This window comes from Pseudomonas sp. GW456-L12, from assembly GCF_059424045.1.
In genome coordinates, this window is the sequence record NZ_JBWKZA010000020.1 from 22,356 (window position 1) to 39,560 (window position 17,205).

The 17,205-nt window shown below is 61.3% G+C and carries 19 protein-coding genes; 12 read left to right on the top strand and 7 right to left on the bottom strand.

The features are described from left to right. Nucleotides 1-32 precede the first annotated feature (32 nt). A complete protein-coding gene (locus AC07Y9_RS22115) occupies nucleotides 33-509 on the bottom strand; it encodes an FxsA family protein (protein ID WP_007932702.1) in 477 nt (158 codons plus the stop codon). Between the two features lie 66 nt (nucleotides 510-575). Continuing rightward, nucleotides 576-1,307, bottom strand: a complete 732-nt coding sequence (locus tag AC07Y9_RS22120; RefSeq protein WP_053262439.1) for a HugZ family pyridoxamine 5'-phosphate oxidase — start codon at nucleotides 1,305-1,307, stop codon at nucleotides 576-578. 163 nt (nucleotides 1,308-1,470) lie between these two features. Here AC07Y9_RS22120 and AC07Y9_RS22125 point away from each other — a divergent pair, with 163 nt between their 5' ends. Then, entirely contained in the window at nucleotides 1,471-2,229 is a 759-nt protein-coding gene (locus AC07Y9_RS22125; RefSeq protein ID WP_102678507.1) for an SDR family oxidoreductase, read from the top strand. Nucleotides 2,230-2,298: 69 nt separating this feature from the next. Here the strand turns inward: AC07Y9_RS22125 and apbC are convergent, their stop codons facing one another. Next, nucleotides 2,299-3,393 carry an iron-sulfur cluster carrier protein ApbC gene (gene apbC / locus AC07Y9_RS22130; protein ID WP_102678508.1) on the bottom strand — a complete coding sequence of 365 codons (1,095 nt, stop codon included), beginning with the start codon at nucleotides 3,391-3,393 and terminating at the stop codon, nucleotides 2,299-2,301. A 195-nt stretch (nucleotides 3,394-3,588) separates the two neighbouring features. Here apbC and metG point away from each other — a divergent pair, with 195 nt between their 5' ends. From metG to AC07Y9_RS22170, 8 genes are all read left to right on the top strand, one after another. Continuing rightward, nucleotides 3,589-5,640, top strand: a complete 2,052-nt coding sequence (gene metG, locus AC07Y9_RS22135; RefSeq protein ID WP_009045358.1) for a methionine--tRNA ligase — start codon at nucleotides 3,589-3,591, stop codon at nucleotides 5,638-5,640. Nucleotides 5,641-5,772: 132 nt separating this feature from the next. Continuing rightward, entirely contained in the window at nucleotides 5,773-6,360 is a 588-nt protein-coding gene (locus AC07Y9_RS22140; protein WP_102678509.1) for an Rnf-Nqr domain containing protein, read from the top strand. Then, nucleotides 6,357-7,577: an electron transport complex subunit RsxB gene (gene rsxB, locus AC07Y9_RS22145; protein WP_102678510.1), complete on the top strand. Its 1,221-nt coding sequence runs from the start codon at nucleotides 6,357-6,359 to the stop codon at nucleotides 7,575-7,577. Before AC07Y9_RS22140 ends, rsxB begins: the two co-directional genes overlap by 4 nt. Then, nucleotides 7,564-8,559, top strand: a complete 996-nt coding sequence (locus tag AC07Y9_RS22150) for an RnfABCDGE type electron transport complex subunit D (protein WP_102678511.1) — start codon at nucleotides 7,564-7,566, stop codon at nucleotides 8,557-8,559. Before rsxB ends, AC07Y9_RS22150 begins: the two co-directional genes overlap by 14 nt. After that, complete coding sequence (locus AC07Y9_RS22155) at nucleotides 8,556-9,167, top strand: RnfABCDGE type electron transport complex subunit G (protein ID WP_102678512.1); 612 nt, start codon at nucleotides 8,556-8,558, stop codon at nucleotides 9,165-9,167. The genes AC07Y9_RS22150 and AC07Y9_RS22155 overlap by 4 nt, the downstream gene beginning before the upstream one ends. Then, nucleotides 9,160-9,759, top strand: a complete 600-nt coding sequence (locus AC07Y9_RS22160) for an Rnf-Nqr domain containing protein (protein ID WP_102678513.1) — start codon at nucleotides 9,160-9,162, stop codon at nucleotides 9,757-9,759. Before AC07Y9_RS22155 ends, AC07Y9_RS22160 begins: the two co-directional genes overlap by 8 nt. A gap of 7 nt (nucleotides 9,760-9,766) precedes the next feature. Further along, a complete protein-coding gene (nth, locus tag AC07Y9_RS22165) occupies nucleotides 9,767-10,405 on the top strand; it encodes an endonuclease III (protein WP_007922445.1) in 639 nt (212 codons plus the stop codon). A gap of 107 nt (nucleotides 10,406-10,512) precedes the next feature. Next, complete coding sequence (locus tag AC07Y9_RS22170) at nucleotides 10,513-10,692, top strand: PA3496 family putative envelope integrity protein (protein WP_007922443.1); 180 nt, start codon at nucleotides 10,513-10,515, stop codon at nucleotides 10,690-10,692. A gap of 190 nt (nucleotides 10,693-10,882) precedes the next feature. Here the strand turns inward: AC07Y9_RS22170 and AC07Y9_RS22175 are convergent, their stop codons facing one another. The 3 genes from AC07Y9_RS22175 to AC07Y9_RS22185 all read right to left on the bottom strand — a co-directional run bounded on the left by AC07Y9_RS22175 (nucleotide 10,883) and on the right by AC07Y9_RS22185 (nucleotide 14,111). After that, complete coding sequence (locus AC07Y9_RS22175) at nucleotides 10,883-11,509, bottom strand: response regulator transcription factor (protein ID WP_007922442.1); 627 nt, start codon at nucleotides 11,507-11,509, stop codon at nucleotides 10,883-10,885. Nucleotides 11,510-11,858: 349 nt separating this feature from the next. Next, nucleotides 11,859-13,076, bottom strand: a complete 1,218-nt coding sequence (locus tag AC07Y9_RS22180) for an argininosuccinate synthase (RefSeq protein WP_009045364.1) — start codon at nucleotides 13,074-13,076, stop codon at nucleotides 11,859-11,861. A gap of 126 nt (nucleotides 13,077-13,202) precedes the next feature. Continuing rightward, nucleotides 13,203-14,111, bottom strand: a complete 909-nt coding sequence (locus tag AC07Y9_RS22185; protein ID WP_102678514.1) for a flagellar protein MotY — start codon at nucleotides 14,109-14,111, stop codon at nucleotides 13,203-13,205. A gap of 156 nt (nucleotides 14,112-14,267) precedes the next feature. Between AC07Y9_RS22185 and pyrC the strand changes: the two genes are divergently transcribed. Next, a complete protein-coding gene (gene pyrC, locus AC07Y9_RS22190; protein WP_102678515.1) occupies nucleotides 14,268-15,314 on the top strand; it encodes a dihydroorotase in 1,047 nt (348 codons plus the stop codon). Beyond that, nucleotides 15,311-15,985: a ribonuclease T gene (rnt, locus tag AC07Y9_RS22195; protein ID WP_007922434.1), complete on the top strand. Its 675-nt coding sequence runs from the start codon at nucleotides 15,311-15,313 to the stop codon at nucleotides 15,983-15,985. Before pyrC ends, rnt begins: the two co-directional genes overlap by 4 nt. A gap of 70 nt (nucleotides 15,986-16,055) precedes the next feature. Here rnt and AC07Y9_RS22200 read toward each other — a convergent pair whose 3' ends face one another. After that, on the bottom strand, nucleotides 16,056-16,658 hold the full coding sequence (locus AC07Y9_RS22200; RefSeq protein WP_007922432.1) for a peroxiredoxin: 603 nt from the start codon (nucleotides 16,656-16,658) through the stop codon (nucleotides 16,056-16,058). A 326-nt stretch (nucleotides 16,659-16,984) separates the two neighbouring features. Between AC07Y9_RS22200 and AC07Y9_RS22205 the strand changes: the two genes are divergently transcribed. After that, entirely contained in the window at nucleotides 16,985-17,203 is a 219-nt protein-coding gene (locus AC07Y9_RS22205) for a bacterioferritin-associated ferredoxin (protein ID WP_007922430.1), read from the top strand. The last annotated feature ends 2 nt before the right edge of the window (nucleotides 17,204-17,205 follow it).

Below are 17,205 nucleotides of genomic sequence, written 5' to 3' on the forward strand. Positions count from 1 at the left end.
ACCCGAAGGTGCCGTGTCGATCATTGAGAGACTCAGGAATCGCGGTGCTCGAACTCGCCTTCGATCACATTCGGCTCACGCCCCAGAGGGCGCTGCGGCGCGGGTCCGCCACGGGCGGCCTGCATGTCGTCGGCAAAGGCACGCTGACGAATGGCCTGTTCTTCGGCACGCTGGCGCATCTTGTTGGCCAGCAGGCGACGGGTGATCGGCAACAGCATGAACAGGCCGAATACGTCACTGATGAAGCCAGGCAGGATCAACAGGCCGCCCGCCAGGGCCAGCATCAGGCCTTCGAGCATGGTCTGGGCCGGCAGCTCGCCCCGGTTCAGGCTTTCACGGGCACGCAATGCCGTGGCCAGCCCCGCGACGCGCAGGACCAGCACACCCAGCATTGAGCCCAGGATGATCAGCAGCAGTGCCGGGAAAAACCCGATCGCACCGCTGACTTTGACGAAGACGAACAGCTCTAGCACCGGGAACAGCAGAAAGAGCAACAGAAAAGGGCGCATCAAATGGTTTCCTCTACGGAAGAATGCCTTCCAGTAGACCCTAGATGACGTCGGCAATTCGTGAATTCAAGCCTCGGCCCCGGCATTTTTCGGCCATTGCTCGGCGTGAGCCAGAAAAACCAAGGCCTCGCGTACTTGTGTCGGCGTATTACAAGGGCTTGGGAACGGCAGCCAGTACACCCCCTGGCCGATCCGCAGGTGCATGCCTTCGGTATCGATGCCAGCCAGTTGCGCCGCAGCAGTTTTCGGCAGGCCGGCCAGGTCCACGTAATGGGCGATCGCCTTGGCGTGATCGCTGTTCATGTGCTCGACCATGCTCAGCTCGGCCTTGCCGGCGAACGGGTTGGCCAGCGTCACCTGGTCGATCCAGTGGATCGCGCCAAAGCCGCCGATGTAGCGATGACGTACCGGCTTGAGCCGCCAGAAATCGAAATCGTGGGCCTTGTGGTAGTTCTGCGACTCCGGGAAATAGCGGTAGTAACGTTCGGCGGCCGCCTCGATCGCCGCGGCGTCTTCGAGCTTTTCGGCTTCGGCCAGATAGGTCAGGCGCCCCACTGCCTGGACGTCCTCGGCTTCGCGCTCGCCCACCAGCAGCGAACACTTGGGATCCTTCTGCAGGTTATGGGTGTGCTGGGCAATGCGGCTGATCAGGATCAGCGGCTGCCCCTGCTCGTCCAGGCAATAAGGAACCACCGAGCCAAAGGGAAAACCCGGCATGGCCTTGGAGTGCGTCGACAGCACGCCACGGTATTCCTTGAGCAGTAATTCTCGTGCATGCTTCGCAGCTTCAACGCTCAATTTATGACTCCTTATATAGAATCCGTCTAAAACGGACGGGCGTCTGGAGCAAAGTTCCAGCGACGCCATCGGGGCAATTCTCAATCTGCAGCCAGGCCATGCCCGACGCACAAGAGAGGCGCCTTGAAGGACACCACTCCAGTTCTGCTTTCGGAGCATGCGAATGCAACTCAATGACAAAGTAATCATTATCACCGGCGGTTGCCAGGGTCTGGGTCGCTCCATGGCGGAGTATTTCGCCAGCAAAGGCGCCAGGCTGGCGCTGGTCGACCTGAACCAGGAAAAGCTCGACCAGGCCGTTGCCGCCTGCCAGGCGGCGGGAGTCGAAGCCCGCGCCTACCTGTGCAACGTTGCCAATGAAGAGCAGGTGGAACACATGGTCGCCCAGGTCGCCGAAGACTTCGGCGCCATTCACGGCCTGATCAACAACGCCGGCATCCTGCGCGACGGCCTGCTGCTCAAGGTCAAGGACGGCGAGATGAGCAAGATGAGCCTGGCCCAGTGGCAGTCGGTGATCGACGTCAACCTGACCGGCGTGTTCCTCTGCACCCGCGAAGTCGCGGCGAAGATGGTCGAGCTGAAAACCAGTGGCGCGATCATCAACATCTCGTCGATTTCCCGCGCCGGCAATATCGGCCAGACCAACTACTCCGCGGCCAAGGCCGGGGTCGCCGCGGCGACCGTGACCTGGGCCAAGGAGCTGGCGCGCTACGGCATTCGCGTGGCCGGCATCGCACCGGGCTTCATCGAAACCGAAATGACCCTGGGCATGAAACCCGAAGCCCTGGAGAAAATGACCTCCGGCATTCCGCTCAAGCGCATGGGCAAGCCGGAAGAGATCGCTCATTCGGCGGCTTACATCTTCGAGAACGACTATTACACCGGCCGGATTCTCGAGCTGGACGGCGGCCTGCGGATCTGAGCCCGCTCATAAAACATCCATAAAAAAGCCCGGTGCAGTGCACCGGGCTTTTTTGTTGGCCCAACCGGCTCAGTCGTCGCTGACGGTGATGTTCGGCATCGCCGGTGCCGCGGCTTCCTGCAACACGATGCGCGCGCCGACATGGCGGGCCAGCTCTTGATAAACCATGGCGATCTGGCTTTCCGGCTCGGCGATCACAGTCGGCTTGCCGCCATCAGCCTGCTCGCGAATCAGCATCGACAGCGGCAGCGAGGCCAGCAGCTCGACACCGTACTGGGTCGCCAGCTTCTCGCCACCGCCCTCGCCGAACAGATGCTCGGCATGGCCGCAATTGGAGCAGATATGCACGGCCATGTTTTCCACCACACCCAGCACCGGGATGTTGACCTTACGGAACATCTCCACGCCCTTGCGCGCGTCCAGCAACGCCAGGTCCTGCGGGGTGGTGACAATGACCGCGCCGGCCACCGGGACTTTCTGCGCCAGGGTCAGCTGGATATCGCCGGTGCCCGGCGGCATGTCGATCACCAGGTAGTCCAGGTCGCCCCAGGCGGTCTGGGTCACCAGTTGCAGCAGGGCGCCGGAGACCATCGGCCCGCGCCAGACCATCGGCGTGTTGTCGTCGGTCAGGAAGGCCATGGACATGACCTCGACGCCGTGGGACTTGATCGGCACGAACCATTTCTGGTCCTTGACCTGCGGCCGGGTACCCTCGGCGATGCCGAACATGATGCCCTGGCTCGGGCCATAGATGTCGGCATCGAGAATCCCCACCTTGGCACCTTCGCGGGCCAACGCCAGGGCCAGGTTGGCCGCGGTGGTGGACTTGCCCACACCGCCCTTGCCGGATGCCACCGCCACCACGTTCTTGACGTTGGCCAGGCCGGGAATCTGCGCCTGGGCCTTGTGCGCGGCAATCACGCTGGTGACATTGACGCGAGCGATGACCACGCCGTCCATGTTTTCGATGGCCAGCTTCAGCAACTGGGCCCAGCCGCTCTTGAACAGACCGGCGGCATAACCGATCTCCAGCTCGACACGCACCTCGTCGCCCTGGATGTCGATGGAACGGACACAACCGGCGCTGACCGGGTCCCGGTTCAGGTAGGGGTCGGTGTATTGGCGAAGAACGGCTTCCACCGCTGCGCGATTGACGGCGCTCATGGGCAACTCCGATAACAAGACGGGAAAATCAGGCGGCTATCCTACCTGTTCCGTGGCGTGGGCGGGATGCCAAAGCATCATATAGCACGCGCGCCGATGGCTACGACGGCCGTGGAAAACCGGGCTCACGGGGTGAAATATATTTCTCGGCGCTTTATAGTGGCCGACCTCCGTTTCATCAAGTAGCCGAGCCCCATGTCCGAGCCACGCAAGATCCTCGTCACCAGCGCCCTGCCCTATGCCAATGGTTCCATCCATCTTGGCCATATGCTTGAGTACATCCAGACCGATATGTGGGTGCGCTTCCAGAAGCATCGCGGCAACCAATGCATCTATGTCTGCGCGGACGACGCTCACGGCTCGGCCATCATGCTGCGCGCGGAAAAGGAAGGCATCACCCCGGAACAACTGATCGCCAACGTCCAGGCCGAACACAGCGCCGACTTTGCCGACTTCCTGGTGGACTTCGACAATTTCCACTCGACCCACGCCGAAGAAAACCGTGAGCTGTCGAGCCAGATCTACCTGAAGCTGCGCGACGCTGGGCACATCGCCACGCGCTCGATCACCCAGTATTTCGACCCGGAAAAACAAATGTTCCTGGCCGACCGCTTCATCAAGGGCACCTGCCCGAAATGCGGCACCGAGGACCAGTACGGCGACAACTGCGAAAAATGCGGCGCCACCTACGCGCCGACCGACCTGAAGGATCCGAAGTCAGCGATTTCCGGCGCCACCCCGGTGCTCAAGGATTCCCAGCACTTCTTCTTCAAGCTGCCGGACTTCCAGCAGATGCTGCAGCAATGGACCCGCAGCGGCACCCTGCAGGACGCCGTGGCGAACAAGATCGCCGAATGGCTGGATGTCGGCCTGCAGCAGTGGGACATTTCCCGCGACGCGCCGTATTTCGGCTTCGAGATCCCCGACGAGCCGGGCAAGTACTTCTACGTCTGGCTGGACGCGCCGATCGGCTACATGGCCAGCTTCAAGAACCTGTGCAACCGCACGCCGGAGCTGGACTTCGATGCGTTCTGGGGCAAGGACTCGACCGCCGAGCTGTACCACTTCATCGGCAAGGACATCGTCAACTTCCACGCGCTGTTCTGGCCCGCCATGCTCGAAGGCGCCGGCTACCGCAAGCCGACCGGCATCAACGTGCACGGCTACCTGACCGTCAACGGCCAGAAGATGTCCAAGTCCCGCGGCACCTTCATCAAGGCCCGGACCTACCTCGACCACCTGTCGCCGGAATACCTGCGTTACTACTACGCGGCCAAGCTGGGCCGCGGCGTCGACGACCTGGACCTGAACCTCGAAGACTTCGTGCAGAAGGTCAACTCCGATCTGGTGGGCAAGGTGGTGAACATTGCCAGCCGTTGCGCCGGCTTCATCCACAAAGGCAACGCCGGCGTGCTGGTGGACCAGAACGCCGCGCCGGAGCTGACCGACGCCTTCCTGGCGGCCGCGCCGAGCATCGCCGACGCTTATGAGGCCCGTGACTTCGCCCGCGCCATGCGTGAAATCATGGCCCTGGCCGACCGCGCCAACGCCTGGATCGCCGACAAGGCGCCGTGGTCGTTGAACAAGCAGGAAGGCAAGCAGGATGAGGTCCAGGCCATCTGCGCCACCGGCGTCAACCTGTTCCGCCAACTGGTGATTTTCCTCAAGCCGGTGCTGCCGCTGCTGGCCGCCGACGCCGAGGCGTTCCTCAATGTCGCCCCGCTGACCTGGAACGACCACCAGCACCTGCTGAGCAACCACCAGCTGAACGCATTCAAGCCGCTGATGACGCGGATCGACCCTGTGAAAGTACAAGCCATGACCGACGCCTCGAAAGAAGACCTGACCGCCAGCCAGACCGACACCGGTGAAGCCAAGCCTGCGGGCAACGGCGAGCTGGCCAAGGATCCGCTGTCGCCGGAAATCGACTTCGACACTTTTGCCGCCGTTGACCTGCGCGTGGCGTTGATCGTCAAGGCCGAGCATGTGGAAGGCGCCGACAAGCTGCTGCGCCTGACCCTGGATATCGGCGACGAGCAACGCAACGTGTTCTCTGGGATCAAGAGCGCTTACCCGGATCCGTCCAAGCTCGACGGTCGCCTGACCATGATGATCGCCAACCTCAAGCCACGGAAAATGAAATTCGGCATCTCCGAAGGCATGGTGATGGCGGCCGGCCCTGGCGGCGAAGAGATCTACCTGCTGAGCCCGGACAGCGGCGCCAAGCCGGGCCAGCGGATCAAGTAACTCCGCTTGCGGGATCGATCCCCCCGTCGCGCCGCTGCGTGGCGGGGGGATTTTCATATCTGGATGGGCCTGCGCCCTTGCCGGATAATTGCCTAGTCTTCAGGTATCCGCCCGCCCTCACCGGCCACGAACATGACCGAGATTGTCCTCACGCTCATCAGCGCTGCCCTGATCAACAACTTCGTGTTGCAGTGGCCGCTGGGCGTCGATCCGCTGTTGCAGGCCAGTGCCGAGCCGCAGGTTGCGCGGCGGCGGATCCATGCCCTGGGGATCGCCACCAGTTGCCTGATGCTGCTCTGCAGCCTGCTGGGCTACGGGCTTTATCAGGCGCTGCTGGTGCCGCTGGGCCTGACCTCGCTGCAACTGTTCGTATTCCTGCCGCTGGGCGTGCTGCTGATCGCACCGCTGCTCAAGCTGCTGACCCGGATGTTGCCCGGGCTGCCATTCGACGGCCTCTGGCCGCTGCTGCTGGGCAATGCCGGTGTACTCGGCGCGTTGCTACTGGCGGTCCAGGCCAATCGCGGGCTCGGTCATGGCCTCGCCCTGGGCCTGGGTGCGGGCCTCGGTTTCTGGCTGGTATTGAGCCTGTTCAGCGACCTGCGCCAGCGCATTATCAACAACGATGTGCCCCTGCCCTTTCGCGGCCTGCCGATCGACCTGATCAGCGCCGGCCTGATGGCGGTGGCATTTCTCGGTTTCAACGGACTGCTCAACCCATGAGTCTGATTCAACGCATCGACGCCCTGCTGCCGCAGACCCAATGCGGCAAGTGCGGCCACCCCGGATGCAAGCCCTACGCCGAAGGCATCGCCAACGGCGAGGCGATCAACAAGTGCCCGCCCGGCGGCGACGAAACCATTGCCGGCCTGGCCAGGCTGCTGAATATCCCAGTCATGGAGCTGGACATCAGTCGCGGCCCGGCGCCGGCCCAGGTGGCCTTTATCCGCGAAGCCGAATGCATCGGCTGCACCAAGTGCATCCAGGCCTGCCCGGTGGATGCCATAGTCGGCGCGGCCAAGCAGATGCACACGGTGCTGATCGACGAATGCACCGGCTGCGATCTCTGCGTGGCGCCGTGCCCGGTGGACTGTATCGAGATGCATCCGCTGCCGCTGAATGACGTATTGCCGATCGTCGGCGGCCTGGCCACCGGTCTCGAAGAACTGCGTGCCCGGACCGCCAAACGCGATCACGCGCGCCAGCGCTTCGAGCGCCGCAATGCCCGGCTGCAACGCGAAGAACAGCACAAGCAGGCCGAACGGGCCGCCCGCGCGCAACGTGCGGCGCAGCCCAGTGAAACCAGCCTGGACCCGGTGCAGGCGGCCATCGAGCGGGTGCGCGCGCAAAAGGCGGCCGCCGCCGATGCCGCGGTGAAAAAAGCCAAGATCGAGCTGGCGATGAGCCGGGCCCAGTTGAACAAATCGCTGAAAGCTTTCGGCCATCCGCCGACTTTCGAGCAACAGTCGCAACTGATCGTCCTGCAGCGCCAGTTCGAGGCCGCCGAGCAAGCGCTCGCGCAGCTGGAAGGCGCTGTCGAAACCACCGTCGAAACCGTGGCCTCAGCGCCCCCGGCCAAAGACGCCGAGCTCAAGCGCGCAAAAATCCAGCTGGCAATGCGCCGCGCGGAATTGAAAAAGGCTCAGGCCAACCAGGCGCCTGCCGAGCAACTGGCCAGTCTGCAGCAGGCACTGAAAGACGCAGAACAGGCCTTGCACGCGACCGAAGAAGCAAGCGGAAAACCGGCGCCCAATCTGGTGCGAGTCGAAAAGCGCCCGATCGACACCCGCCTGCGGCAACTGAAAACCGAACTGGCTTACGCGCGGGCAGAAGTCAGCAAGCTGGAGCGTCACAGCGACACCCCGCCACCACTGTTGGCCAAGGCCCGCGAGCGACTGGCCGAAGCCGAGCGCCAGGTACAAGCCCATGACGCCCCTTGAGCAACCGGACGAACGCCTGCGACAAGCCATGCAGCGTGTGCTTCTGGCGACCCTGCCGGGGCTGCTGGCGCTCTTCTGGCTGTTTGGCTGGGGAATTCTGATCAACCTGCTGCTGGCCTGTGTCACCGCCCTTGCCGTCGAAGCCGCGGTGCTGCGATTGCGCCAGTGGCCATTGCGTCCTTTCCTTGGCGATGGCAGTGCCCTGGTCAGCGCCACCTTGCTGGCCCTGGCCTTGCCGCCGTATTGCCCGTGGTGGCTGACAGTCAGCGCGACCGCTTGTGCCTTGCTGTTCGGCAAGCACCTGTATGGTGGCGTCGGCAAGAATCCGTTCAACCCGGCGATGCTCGGTTATGCCCTGGTGCTGGTCTCTTTCCCCCAGCAGATGACTCATTGGCCGGCCTCCCATGGCCTTGACCTGCTGGGCGGCCTGCAGCAGATCTTCGGCATAGCCCTCGACAGCACGGCGCCCGATGCCTGGGCCCAGGCCACGGCACTCGACAGCCTGCGCATCAACAAGAGCCTGACCATCGATGAACTGTTCGCCGGCAATGCCGCCTTCGGCCATTTCGGCGGCAAGGGCGTGGAATGGGTCAACCTGGCCTTTCTCGCCGGCGGCGCCTTTTTGCTGCAGCAACGGGTGTTCAGCTGGCACGCCCCGGCCGGCATGCTTGGTAGCCTGTTCGTCATCAGCCTGTTGTGCTGGAACGATTCCGGGTCGGACTCCCACGGCTCGCCGTTTTTCCACCTGCTGAGCGGCGCAACCATACTTGGTGCCTTTTTTATCGTCACCGAGCCGGTCTCCGGCCCGAGGAACGCAAAGGCACGCCTGCTGTTCGGGGTCGGCGTCGGCCTGCTGACTTACCTGATCCGCACCTGGGGCGGTTACCCGGACGGTGTCGCCTTCGCCGTACTGCTGATGAACCTCGCCGTCCCCGCCCTGGAGCGCCTGGCTGCTCCGCCTCCCGAGCCTTCCCTGCCATGAACCGCGCAACGAGTCTGGGAGTGTTGGCACTGCTGGCGGCTGTCGGCGCCACTGGCACTTTCTTCGTCCAGCAGACGACGGCTCCCCGCATCGAACGCGAACAGCGCGCCATCCAGGCACGCAACCTGCTGGATCTCCTGCCCGTCGACAGCTACGACAATCAGCCGCTGGATCAGCCGCTGGCCATCGATAACATCCAGCTCAGCCACAGCACCCTGCTCGCCGGTTATCGCGCCACGCGCAACGGCCAACCCAGCGCCGTGCTGCTGCACAGCCAGGTCAACGGTTATGGCGGCCCGATCGAGCTGCTGATCGGCATCACCGCCAACGGCAAACTGCTGGGCAGCAAGACTCTGCGGCATTCGGAAACGCCCGGCCTGGGCGCGCGCATCGCCGAGCGCCCGAATGCCTGGCTACAGGGTTTTATCGGCAAGTCACTGGGTGACCCGGGCGACGCCGGCTGGGCGCTGAAAAAAGACCATGGCCAATTCGACCAGATGGCCGGGGCCACCATCACCTCACGGGCGGTGGTCGAGGGGATTCACGACAGCCTGCGCTACTTCGACGAGCACCGCGAACAACTGCTGGGAAGTCCCGCCCATGAATAAATCCTCGACCCTGCAGAACGCCATGATGCTCGCGCCGCTGATCGGCGCCAGCGACTCACTGGTCAAGGCCCTGGGGCTGGCCCTGGTATTTCTCTGTGTGAGCGCGGTATTCGGCCTGTGCATGAATGCCCTGCGCCCACACCTGGCTGGCCAGGGCCGCCTGGGCGCCAGTATCCTGCTCAGCGCCACGCTCACCAGCTGTGCCATGCTGGCCGCGCAGGCCTGGGCGTTCGAGCTGCAACAACAGTTGGCCCTCTACCTGGGCCTGATTGCCGTGCAATGCGTAGTGCTGGAGTACCAGGATTTTTTCCAGCGCCCCGTGCGCTTGCGTCTTGCCGGGATGTTCTGCCTGCTGCTGGTTATCCTGGGCGCGCTGCGCGAAGCCTTCGGCAGTGGCACCCTCGGCAATCATCTGCAATGGCTGCTGGGAATGAACGACGTCGACTGGCCAGTCTGGGTTCTGACCGCCCAGGGCAGCTTGCACCTGCTTACACTCGCACCTGGCGGTTTTATCCTGCTGGGGCTGTTGCTGGCCGCCAGGCAGGCCTGGGCCGCTTCTTCGACCTCACATCGACCGCCTTCAAGGAAATGACTCACCCATGAATGCCGCAAAACGCCTGGAAATTTTCCGCAGGCTGCACGAAGACAATCCGGAACCGAAAACCGAACTGGCCTATTCGTCGCCCTTCGAGCTGCTGATTGCCGTGATCCTTTCGGCCCAGTCCACCGATGTCGGGGTCAACAAGGCAACGGCCAAGCTCTTCCCCGTGGCCAATACGCCGGCCGCCATCTATGCCCTGGGCGTCGAAGGCCTGTCCGAGTACATCAAGACCATCGGCCTGTACAACAGCAAGGCCAAAAACGTGATCGAGACCTGCCGCCTGCTGGTGGAACGGCACAACAGCGAAGTCCCGCAGACCCGGGAGGAGCTCGAAGCCCTGCCAGGCGTCGGCAGGAAGACCGCCAACGTGGTACTCAACACGGCTTTCCGCCAACTGACCATGGCCGTCGATACGCACATCTTCCGGGTCAGCAACCGCACAGGGCTGGCCCCCGGGAAGAATGTCGTGGAGGTCGAAAAGAAACTGATGAAATTCGTGCCCAAGGAGTATCTCCTCGACTCCCATCACTGGCTGATCCTCCATGGCCGCTATGTGTGCCTGGCCCGCAAGCCACGCTGTGGAAGCTGCCGAATCGAGGACCTGTGCGAATACAAGCACAAGACCTCTGACGATTGAGCAATCATTGATTTTGATGATAGGTCGATTGAAAAAATCTTTTTTACCAGTCTCGAGAATATCGATATAAGGAGCGCCAATGGCAGTCTTAGCCTGGAGTTAACCTTATGAGTACTGGCAAAGAACAACTGGACGTAGAAGACGACTTCACCCCTGTTGAAACAGAAGATGCAGAGCCTGTGGTAGAGGTGGCCAAGACCAACTTGAGCAAACGTCGGACCATCGACAACCTTCTGGAAGAGCGGCGCTTGCAAAAGCAACTGGCCGATTACGACTTTGATCTTTAGTAACAAAAAGCCTCCTTTGACGGAGGCTTTTTTGTTACACAGCCAACATTTCAAGTCGCTTCTTTTCAAACCAGGCCATGCACGGCTGAGGGATCCAACATCACCGACAGACCGGCAAGCCCGCAACGCAATGAACGCTCGCAAAAGCCGCTGTTTTTCCCTCCCGTGCCTTGTTGTAGCGCCTCAACCTTCATACCAGCTGATGGCGCTTGGCAAACTCGATCAGGTCCACCAGCGAGCGGGCGTTGAGTTTCCCCAACAGCCGCCTTTTGTAGGTGCTCACCGTTTTACTGCTCAAGCACAGGCCCTCGGCAATCTCCTTGTTGGTCTGCCCACCGGCGAGTTGCTTCAGGACCATCAACTCTCGACCCGACAGGCTGGACAACATCCCCTCCTCGCTGGCGATGCCCAGGCTCGAGCGCAGGGTATGCAAGGCTTCATTGGGAAAATAACTGTAGCCGGCCAGGACTGCCCTGACGGCACTGATCAATTCAGTGATGTCCTGCTGCTTGCACACATAACCCGCCGCACCAGCCTGCATGCAGCGCATGGAGAAAGGCCCAGGTACTTGCAGGCTCAATACCAGCACTTTGGTCGACATGGCTTTTGACGAAAGTCTGGCGATAACTTCCAGGCCATCGAGTTTGGGAATACCAATATCAAGAATAAGGATGTCTGGAACATGTTCATAAGACAGTTTCAGGGCATCCATGCCATTGTCCGCCTCGGCAACTACTTCAAAGCCGTGCCGCTCCATCAGCATGCGCACAGCCAGACGAGTGACGGGATGATCATCTACGATCAAAACTTTCTTCATGGGTAAGTCCAGAGTCCGCTATTGGTTTTTCAAGCAAACACCATAACCCAGTCATTTGGCCCGTGGCATGGCCATGCCCTGGGCCAGCATCGCCCCGAGAAGTTCCTTACAAACAATACGGATTTGCCCTACAAGGAAAAATTGAACGTCGCCCCCTATATATAACTACTCCTGACTTTCCTACACTTCGTATTGAAAAGAACAGACTGAAAGATAATCGAGACCCCATTGAAACAATGGCCAGTGGAAACTTTTAGTTATGGTCTCCAGACACCCGCTTGATCGATTAAAACATCAGGCATAAAAAAGCCCCGCTCATGGCGGGGCTCTTTTAAAACGACTCAAGGCATCAGAACAGAGTCCGACCCTTGTTGGCCGCAATACGCATGCGCAGGGCATTGAGCTTGATGAAGCCAGCCGCATCCGCCTGGTTGTAGGCGCCGCCGTCTTCTTCGAAGGTCGCAATGTTGGCATCGAACAGCGACTCATCGGACTTGCGACCGGTGACGATCACATTGCCCTTGTACAGCTTCAGGCGAACCACGCCGTTCACGTGGGCCTGGGAGGCGTCGATCATCTGTTGCAGCATCAGACGCTCAGGGCTCCACCAGTAGCCGGTGTAGATCAGGCTGGCGTACTTGGGCATCAGCTCGTCTTTCAGGTGAGCGACTTCACGATCCAGGGTGATCGATTCGATCGCCCGGTGAGCGCGCAGCATGATGGTGCCGCCAGGGGTTTCGTAGCAGCCGCGGGACTTCATGCCGACATAGCGGTTTTCCACGATGTCCAGACGACCGATGCCGTTTTCACCGCCGATGCGGTTCAGGGTCGCCAGCACGGTGGCCGGGGTCATCTCGACGCCGTCGATCGCCACGATGTCGCCATTGCGATAGGTCAGCTCGATGTAGGTCGGGGTGTTGGGAGCCTTCTCCGGGGAGACAGTCCAGCGCCACATGTCTTCTTCGTGCTCGGTCCAGGTGTCTTCCAGCACGCCGCCTTCATAGGAGATGTGCAGCAGGTTGGCATCCATCGAGTACGGGGATTTCTTCTTGCCGTGACGCTCGATCGGGATCGCGTGCTTCTCGGCATAGTCCATCAGTTTCTCGCGGGACAGCAGGTCCCACTCACGCCAGGGAGCAATCACTTTCACCCCTGGTTTCAAGGCGTAGGCGCCCAGCTCGAAACGAACCTGGTCGTTGCCCTTGCCGGTAGCGCCGTGGGAAATGGCGTCGGCACCGGTTTCGTTGGCGATCTCGATCAGGCGCTTGGCGATCAACGGACGAGCGATGGAGGTACCCAGCAGGTACTCACCTTCGTAAACGGTGTTGGCGCGGAACATCGGGAAAACGAAATCGCGGACGAACTCTTCGCGCAGATCGTCGATGTAGATCTCTTTCACGCCCATGGCTTGCGCCTTGGCACGTGCAGGTTCGACCTCTTCGCCCTGACCCAGGTCAGCGGTGAACGTCACCACTTCACAGTTATAAGTATCCTGCAGCCACTTGAGGATCACCGAAGTGTCCAGGCCGCCGGAATACGCCAGAACGACCTTGTTTACGTCCGCCATGCCATCACTCCACGGGGTTCTACGGAAAGCCGTCAAGTCTACCGATCAACGCGGATAATTTACAGAGGCGCGACAGCTTATGACGACGAAGCGACAGATTATGTCGAGCGGGCGACGACAGCCGTTTCAGGAAGTCGCCGCGGCATTGGCGGGGGCAGCGGCCTGGGGTGCCGGTTTCTCTGCGACCGGGACACGTTGCAGCTGTACGTTGACCCGACGATTCTTCGCCCGGTTCGCCGCATTGGTGTTGGGCGCCAACGGGTAGCGCTCACCGTGGAAACGCATCTCGATCTGCGACTCGGGAATGCCATTGGCCTTGAAGAACTCCATCACCGCCAGCGCCCGGCGCCGCGACAGGTCACGGTTGGTCAAGCGGTTGCCGCTGTTGTCCGAGTGGCCATCGAGCTGGATGTGATTGACCGTCGGATCGGCCTTGAGAAACTCGAGCATCACCTGCAGCCTGGCCTTGGCTTTGGCGTCCAGGTCGATGCCGCCGCCGGGGAAGCCGACCTCGGATTGCCTGACCTGATCGAAGTTCTGCGGCAACAACTTGGCGACACAGCGTTGGTAATCGCCATACGCCTTGCTGAACTTGACCGGCAACAAGCGCACCTCGGACACCCCACCCTCGCGGGAGTAGTGGCGAACCACCGGGCTGCGCCCATCCATCAATCCACCGATCAGTCGCCCGGCCTGCAGTTGCGAACTGTTGAACAGCACATCGCCGCTGCCGAGCCGTACCGACCCCAGGTTGATGTCGCCCCGCCCCGGCTGCCACGGCGCGGCCGCCGCGAGCAGCGTGGCCGAACCGCCAGCGAGCATCGGGTTGTAGGCCTTGAGGCGAAAGGTCGCCTGCTCGCCGGCGCGACGCACGAACTCCCCGGAACCGAAATCGGTGATCGGCTGGCTCAGACGGCACTCGAATTTATCGCCTTCGACCGTCCACTCAATGCTCTCCAGACGGGTCTGGAAAGTCAGCGCCATCGCGGGAAGGCAGGCGAACACACTGAGCAAGGCTAGATAACGCTGGCGCACGGGAGGCTCCACTGACTTGTACATCACGAAAATCGAAATGCCTGTTTACGGCATACCTTCGGGATATCGGAAGCTTCACGCAAAACTTGATAGCGAGTGCCTGGAAGAGTCTTTTCCGGTAGCATTCACTGGAGTTTGACCCGCCTGGAATCCCCAATGTCCGACCGCCTGACCCTGCTGCGTCCCGACGACTGGCATATTCATCTTCGCGATGGTGCCGTGTTGACCAATACTGTCGCGGATGTCGCGCGCACCTTTGGCCGCGCCATCATCATGCCTAACCTGGTACCTCCAGTGCGCAACGCCGCTGAAGCCGATGCCTATCGCCAGCGCATTCTCGCTGCGCGGCCGGCCGGCAGCCGCTTCGAGCCGCTGATGGTGCTCTACCTTACCGATCGCACCCAGCCCGAAGAAGTTCGCGCGGCCAAGGCCAGTGGTTTCGTCCATGCCGCCAAGCTCTACCCGGCCGGTGCGACCACCAATTCGGACTCGGGCGTCACCAGCATCGACAAGATCTTCCCGGCGCTGGAGGCCATGGCCGAAGTCGGCCTGCCGCTGCTGATCCACGGTGAAGTCACCCGCGGTGAAGTCGACGTGTTCGACCGCGAGAAGCTGTTCATCGACGAGCACATGCGCCGTGTCGTCGAGCGCTTCCCGACGCTCAAAGTGGTGTTCGAACACATCACCACCCGTGACGCCGTGCAGTTCGTCAACGAGGCCTCGGCCAACGTTGGCGCGACCATCACCGCCCATCACCTGCTGTACAACCGCAACCACATGCTGGTTGGCGGCATTCGCCCGCACTTCTATTGCCTGCCGATTCTCAAGCGCAACGTGCACCAGGAAGCGCTGCTCGACGCTGCCGCCAGCGGCAGCCAGAAGTTCTTCCTCGGCACCGACTCCGCGCCCCACGCCCAGCATGCCAAAGAAGCGGCCTGCGGCTGTGCCGGCTGCTACACCGCCTATGCCGCGATCGAGTTGTACGCCGAAGCCTTCGAACAGCGCAACGCGCTGGACAAGCTGGAAGCCTTTGCCAGCCTCAACGGCCCACGCTTCTACGGCCTGCCGGCCAACACCGATCGCATCACCCTGGTTCGTGAAGAATGGACCGCCCCTGCCAGCCTGCCTTTCGGCGAGCTGACCGTCATCCCGCTGCGCGCCGGTGAAAAACTGCGCTGGCGCCTGCTGGAGGAACACGCGTGAGTGAAGACCATTTCGACGACGAGCAGGACGGTCACAACGGTGGTGGCTCGCGTCATCCAATGGCGGCACGCTTTCGTGGTTACCTGCCGGTAGTCGTCGACGTTGAAACCGGTGGTTTCAACTCGGCCACCGACGCCTTGCTGGAAATTGCCGCGACCATCATCGGCATGGACGAAAAGGGCTTCGTGTTCCCCGAGCACACCCTGTTTTTCCGGGTAGAGCCTTTCGAAGGCGCCAACATCGAGGCCGCGGCGCTGGAGTTCACCGGGATCAAGCTCGACCATCCGCTGCGCATGGCCGTCAGTGAAGAAACCGCGCTGAACGATATCTTCCGCAGCGTGCGCAAGGCCCTGAAGGCCAACGGCTGCAAGCGCGCGATCCTGGTCGGGCACAACAGCAGCTTCGACCTGGGCTTCCTCAACGCGGCTGTCGCGCGCTTGGACATGAAGCGCAACCCGTTTCATCCGTTCTCCAGCTTCGACACCGCGACGCTTGCCGGCCTGGCTTATGGCCAAACCGTGCTGGCCAAGGCGTGCCAGGCTGCCGATATCGACTTCGATGGCCGTGAGGCACACTCCGCCCGCTACGACACCGAGAAGACTGCCGACCTGTTCTGCGGCATCGTCAATCGCTGGAAGGAAATGGGCGGCTGGCAAGACTTCAACGACTGATACCGTCACTGAACGACCGCGCATAAAAAAACCGGCCCTGGGGCCGGTTTTTTTATGCGTGAAGCGCGGCTTACAGCTTGCCGGCGTTCTCGCTCAGGTAAGCAGCAACGCCTTCTGGCGAAGCAGTCATACCCTTGTCGCCTTTCTTCCAGTTGGCCGGGCAGACTTCGCCGTGCTCTTCGTGGAACTGCAGAGCGTCGACCAGACGGATCAGCTCTTCCATGTTACGACCCAGCGGCAGGTCGTTGACGATCTGCGAACGAACGACACCTTTGTCGTCGATCAGGAACGCGCCACGGAAAGCCACGCCGCCTTCGGACTCAACGTCGTAGGCCTTGGCGATGTCGTGCTTCATGTCGGCAGCCATGATGTACTGGACCTGACCAATGCCACCGGCATTGATCGGGGTGTTGCGCCAGGCGTTGTGGGTGAAGTGCGAGTCGATCGAAACAGCGATCACTTCAACGTTGCGTGCCTTGAAGTCAGCCATACGGTGGTCCAGGGCGATCAGCTCGGACGGGCAGACGAAGGTGAAGTCCAGCGGGTAGAAGAACACCAGGCCGTATTTGCCTTTGATGGCCGAGGACAGGGTGAAGCTGTCGACGATTTCGCCATTGCCGAGAACGGCGGGAACGGTGAAGTCAGGGGCTTGTTTGCCTACGAGTACGCTCATTGGATATCTCCTGGTGTGATCGAATGAAGAATGAGATCCAGCCCAGTTTGCCGCCGCCAAGCGACAGCCCTGTGACTCGATCCCGCTTCGTAAGGACCGCACATCATACACCGCGTTTTTGAGCTGTCCTTAGTGGTTTTTCCATCCCCTGGGTTCAGGCCGCAAAAAAGCCGCCCTGCTGGACAGCTTGTCACCCGTGCTAGAAAAAACCGTTCGTCTGCCAGATACGCATCTGGCAAAAAGCCCCAGGAAACCACTTTGACAATCATTCTCGTTAACATTAAGATCCGTCGCATTGAGCCATAACCAGCGACGGTTCTCACCTTATGTATGTCTGCCTCTGCACTGGCGTCACCGACGGACAAATCCGCGATGCAATCTACGACGGTTGCTGCAGCTATCGTGAAGTACGCCAAGCGACCGGCGTGGCCAGTCAATGTGGCAAATGTGCCTGCCTCGCCAAGCAGGTGGTACGTGAAACCCTGACCGAACTGCAAAGCAGCCAGCCAGCGATTCCTTACCCAGTAGAATTTAATGTTGCGTAATT

Coding starts and splice junctions, on each gene's coding strand:
- AC07Y9_RS22160 (WP_102678513.1), top strand. CDS start 9,160: ATGAATAAATCCTCGACCCTGCAGAACGCCATGATGCTCGCGCCGCTG.
- AC07Y9_RS22115 (WP_007932702.1), bottom strand. CDS start 509: ATGCGCCCTTTTCTGTTGCTCTTTCTGCTGTTCCCGGTGCTAGAGCTG.
- AC07Y9_RS22140 (WP_102678509.1), top strand. CDS start 5,773: ATGACCGAGATTGTCCTCACGCTCATCAGCGCTGCCCTGATCAACAAC.
- AC07Y9_RS22155 (WP_102678512.1), top strand. CDS start 8,556: ATGAACCGCGCAACGAGTCTGGGAGTGTTGGCACTGCTGGCGGCTGTC.
- nth (WP_007922445.1), top strand. CDS start 9,767: ATGAATGCCGCAAAACGCCTGGAAATTTTCCGCAGGCTGCACGAAGAC.
- AC07Y9_RS22205 (WP_007922430.1), top strand. CDS start 16,985: ATGTATGTCTGCCTCTGCACTGGCGTCACCGACGGACAAATCCGCGAT.
- AC07Y9_RS22180 (WP_009045364.1), bottom strand. CDS start 13,076: ATGGCGGACGTAAACAAGGTCGTTCTGGCGTATTCCGGCGGCCTGGAC.
- AC07Y9_RS22150 (WP_102678511.1), top strand. CDS start 7,564: ATGACGCCCCTTGAGCAACCGGACGAACGCCTGCGACAAGCCATGCAG.
- rsxB (WP_102678510.1), top strand. CDS start 6,357: ATGAGTCTGATTCAACGCATCGACGCCCTGCTGCCGCAGACCCAATGC.
- AC07Y9_RS22200 (WP_007922432.1), bottom strand. CDS start 16,658: ATGAGCGTACTCGTAGGCAAACAAGCCCCTGACTTCACCGTTCCCGCC.
- AC07Y9_RS22125 (WP_102678507.1), top strand. CDS start 1,471: ATGCAACTCAATGACAAAGTAATCATTATCACCGGCGGTTGCCAGGGT.
- pyrC (WP_102678515.1), top strand. CDS start 14,268: ATGTCCGACCGCCTGACCCTGCTGCGTCCCGACGACTGGCATATTCAT.
- AC07Y9_RS22170 (WP_007922443.1), top strand. CDS start 10,513: ATGAGTACTGGCAAAGAACAACTGGACGTAGAAGACGACTTCACCCCT.
- AC07Y9_RS22175 (WP_007922442.1), bottom strand. CDS start 11,509: ATGAAGAAAGTTTTGATCGTAGATGATCATCCCGTCACTCGTCTGGCT.
- apbC (WP_102678508.1), bottom strand. CDS start 3,393: ATGAGCGCCGTCAATCGCGCAGCGGTGGAAGCCGTTCTTCGCCAATAC.
- metG (WP_009045358.1), top strand. CDS start 3,589: ATGTCCGAGCCACGCAAGATCCTCGTCACCAGCGCCCTGCCCTATGCC.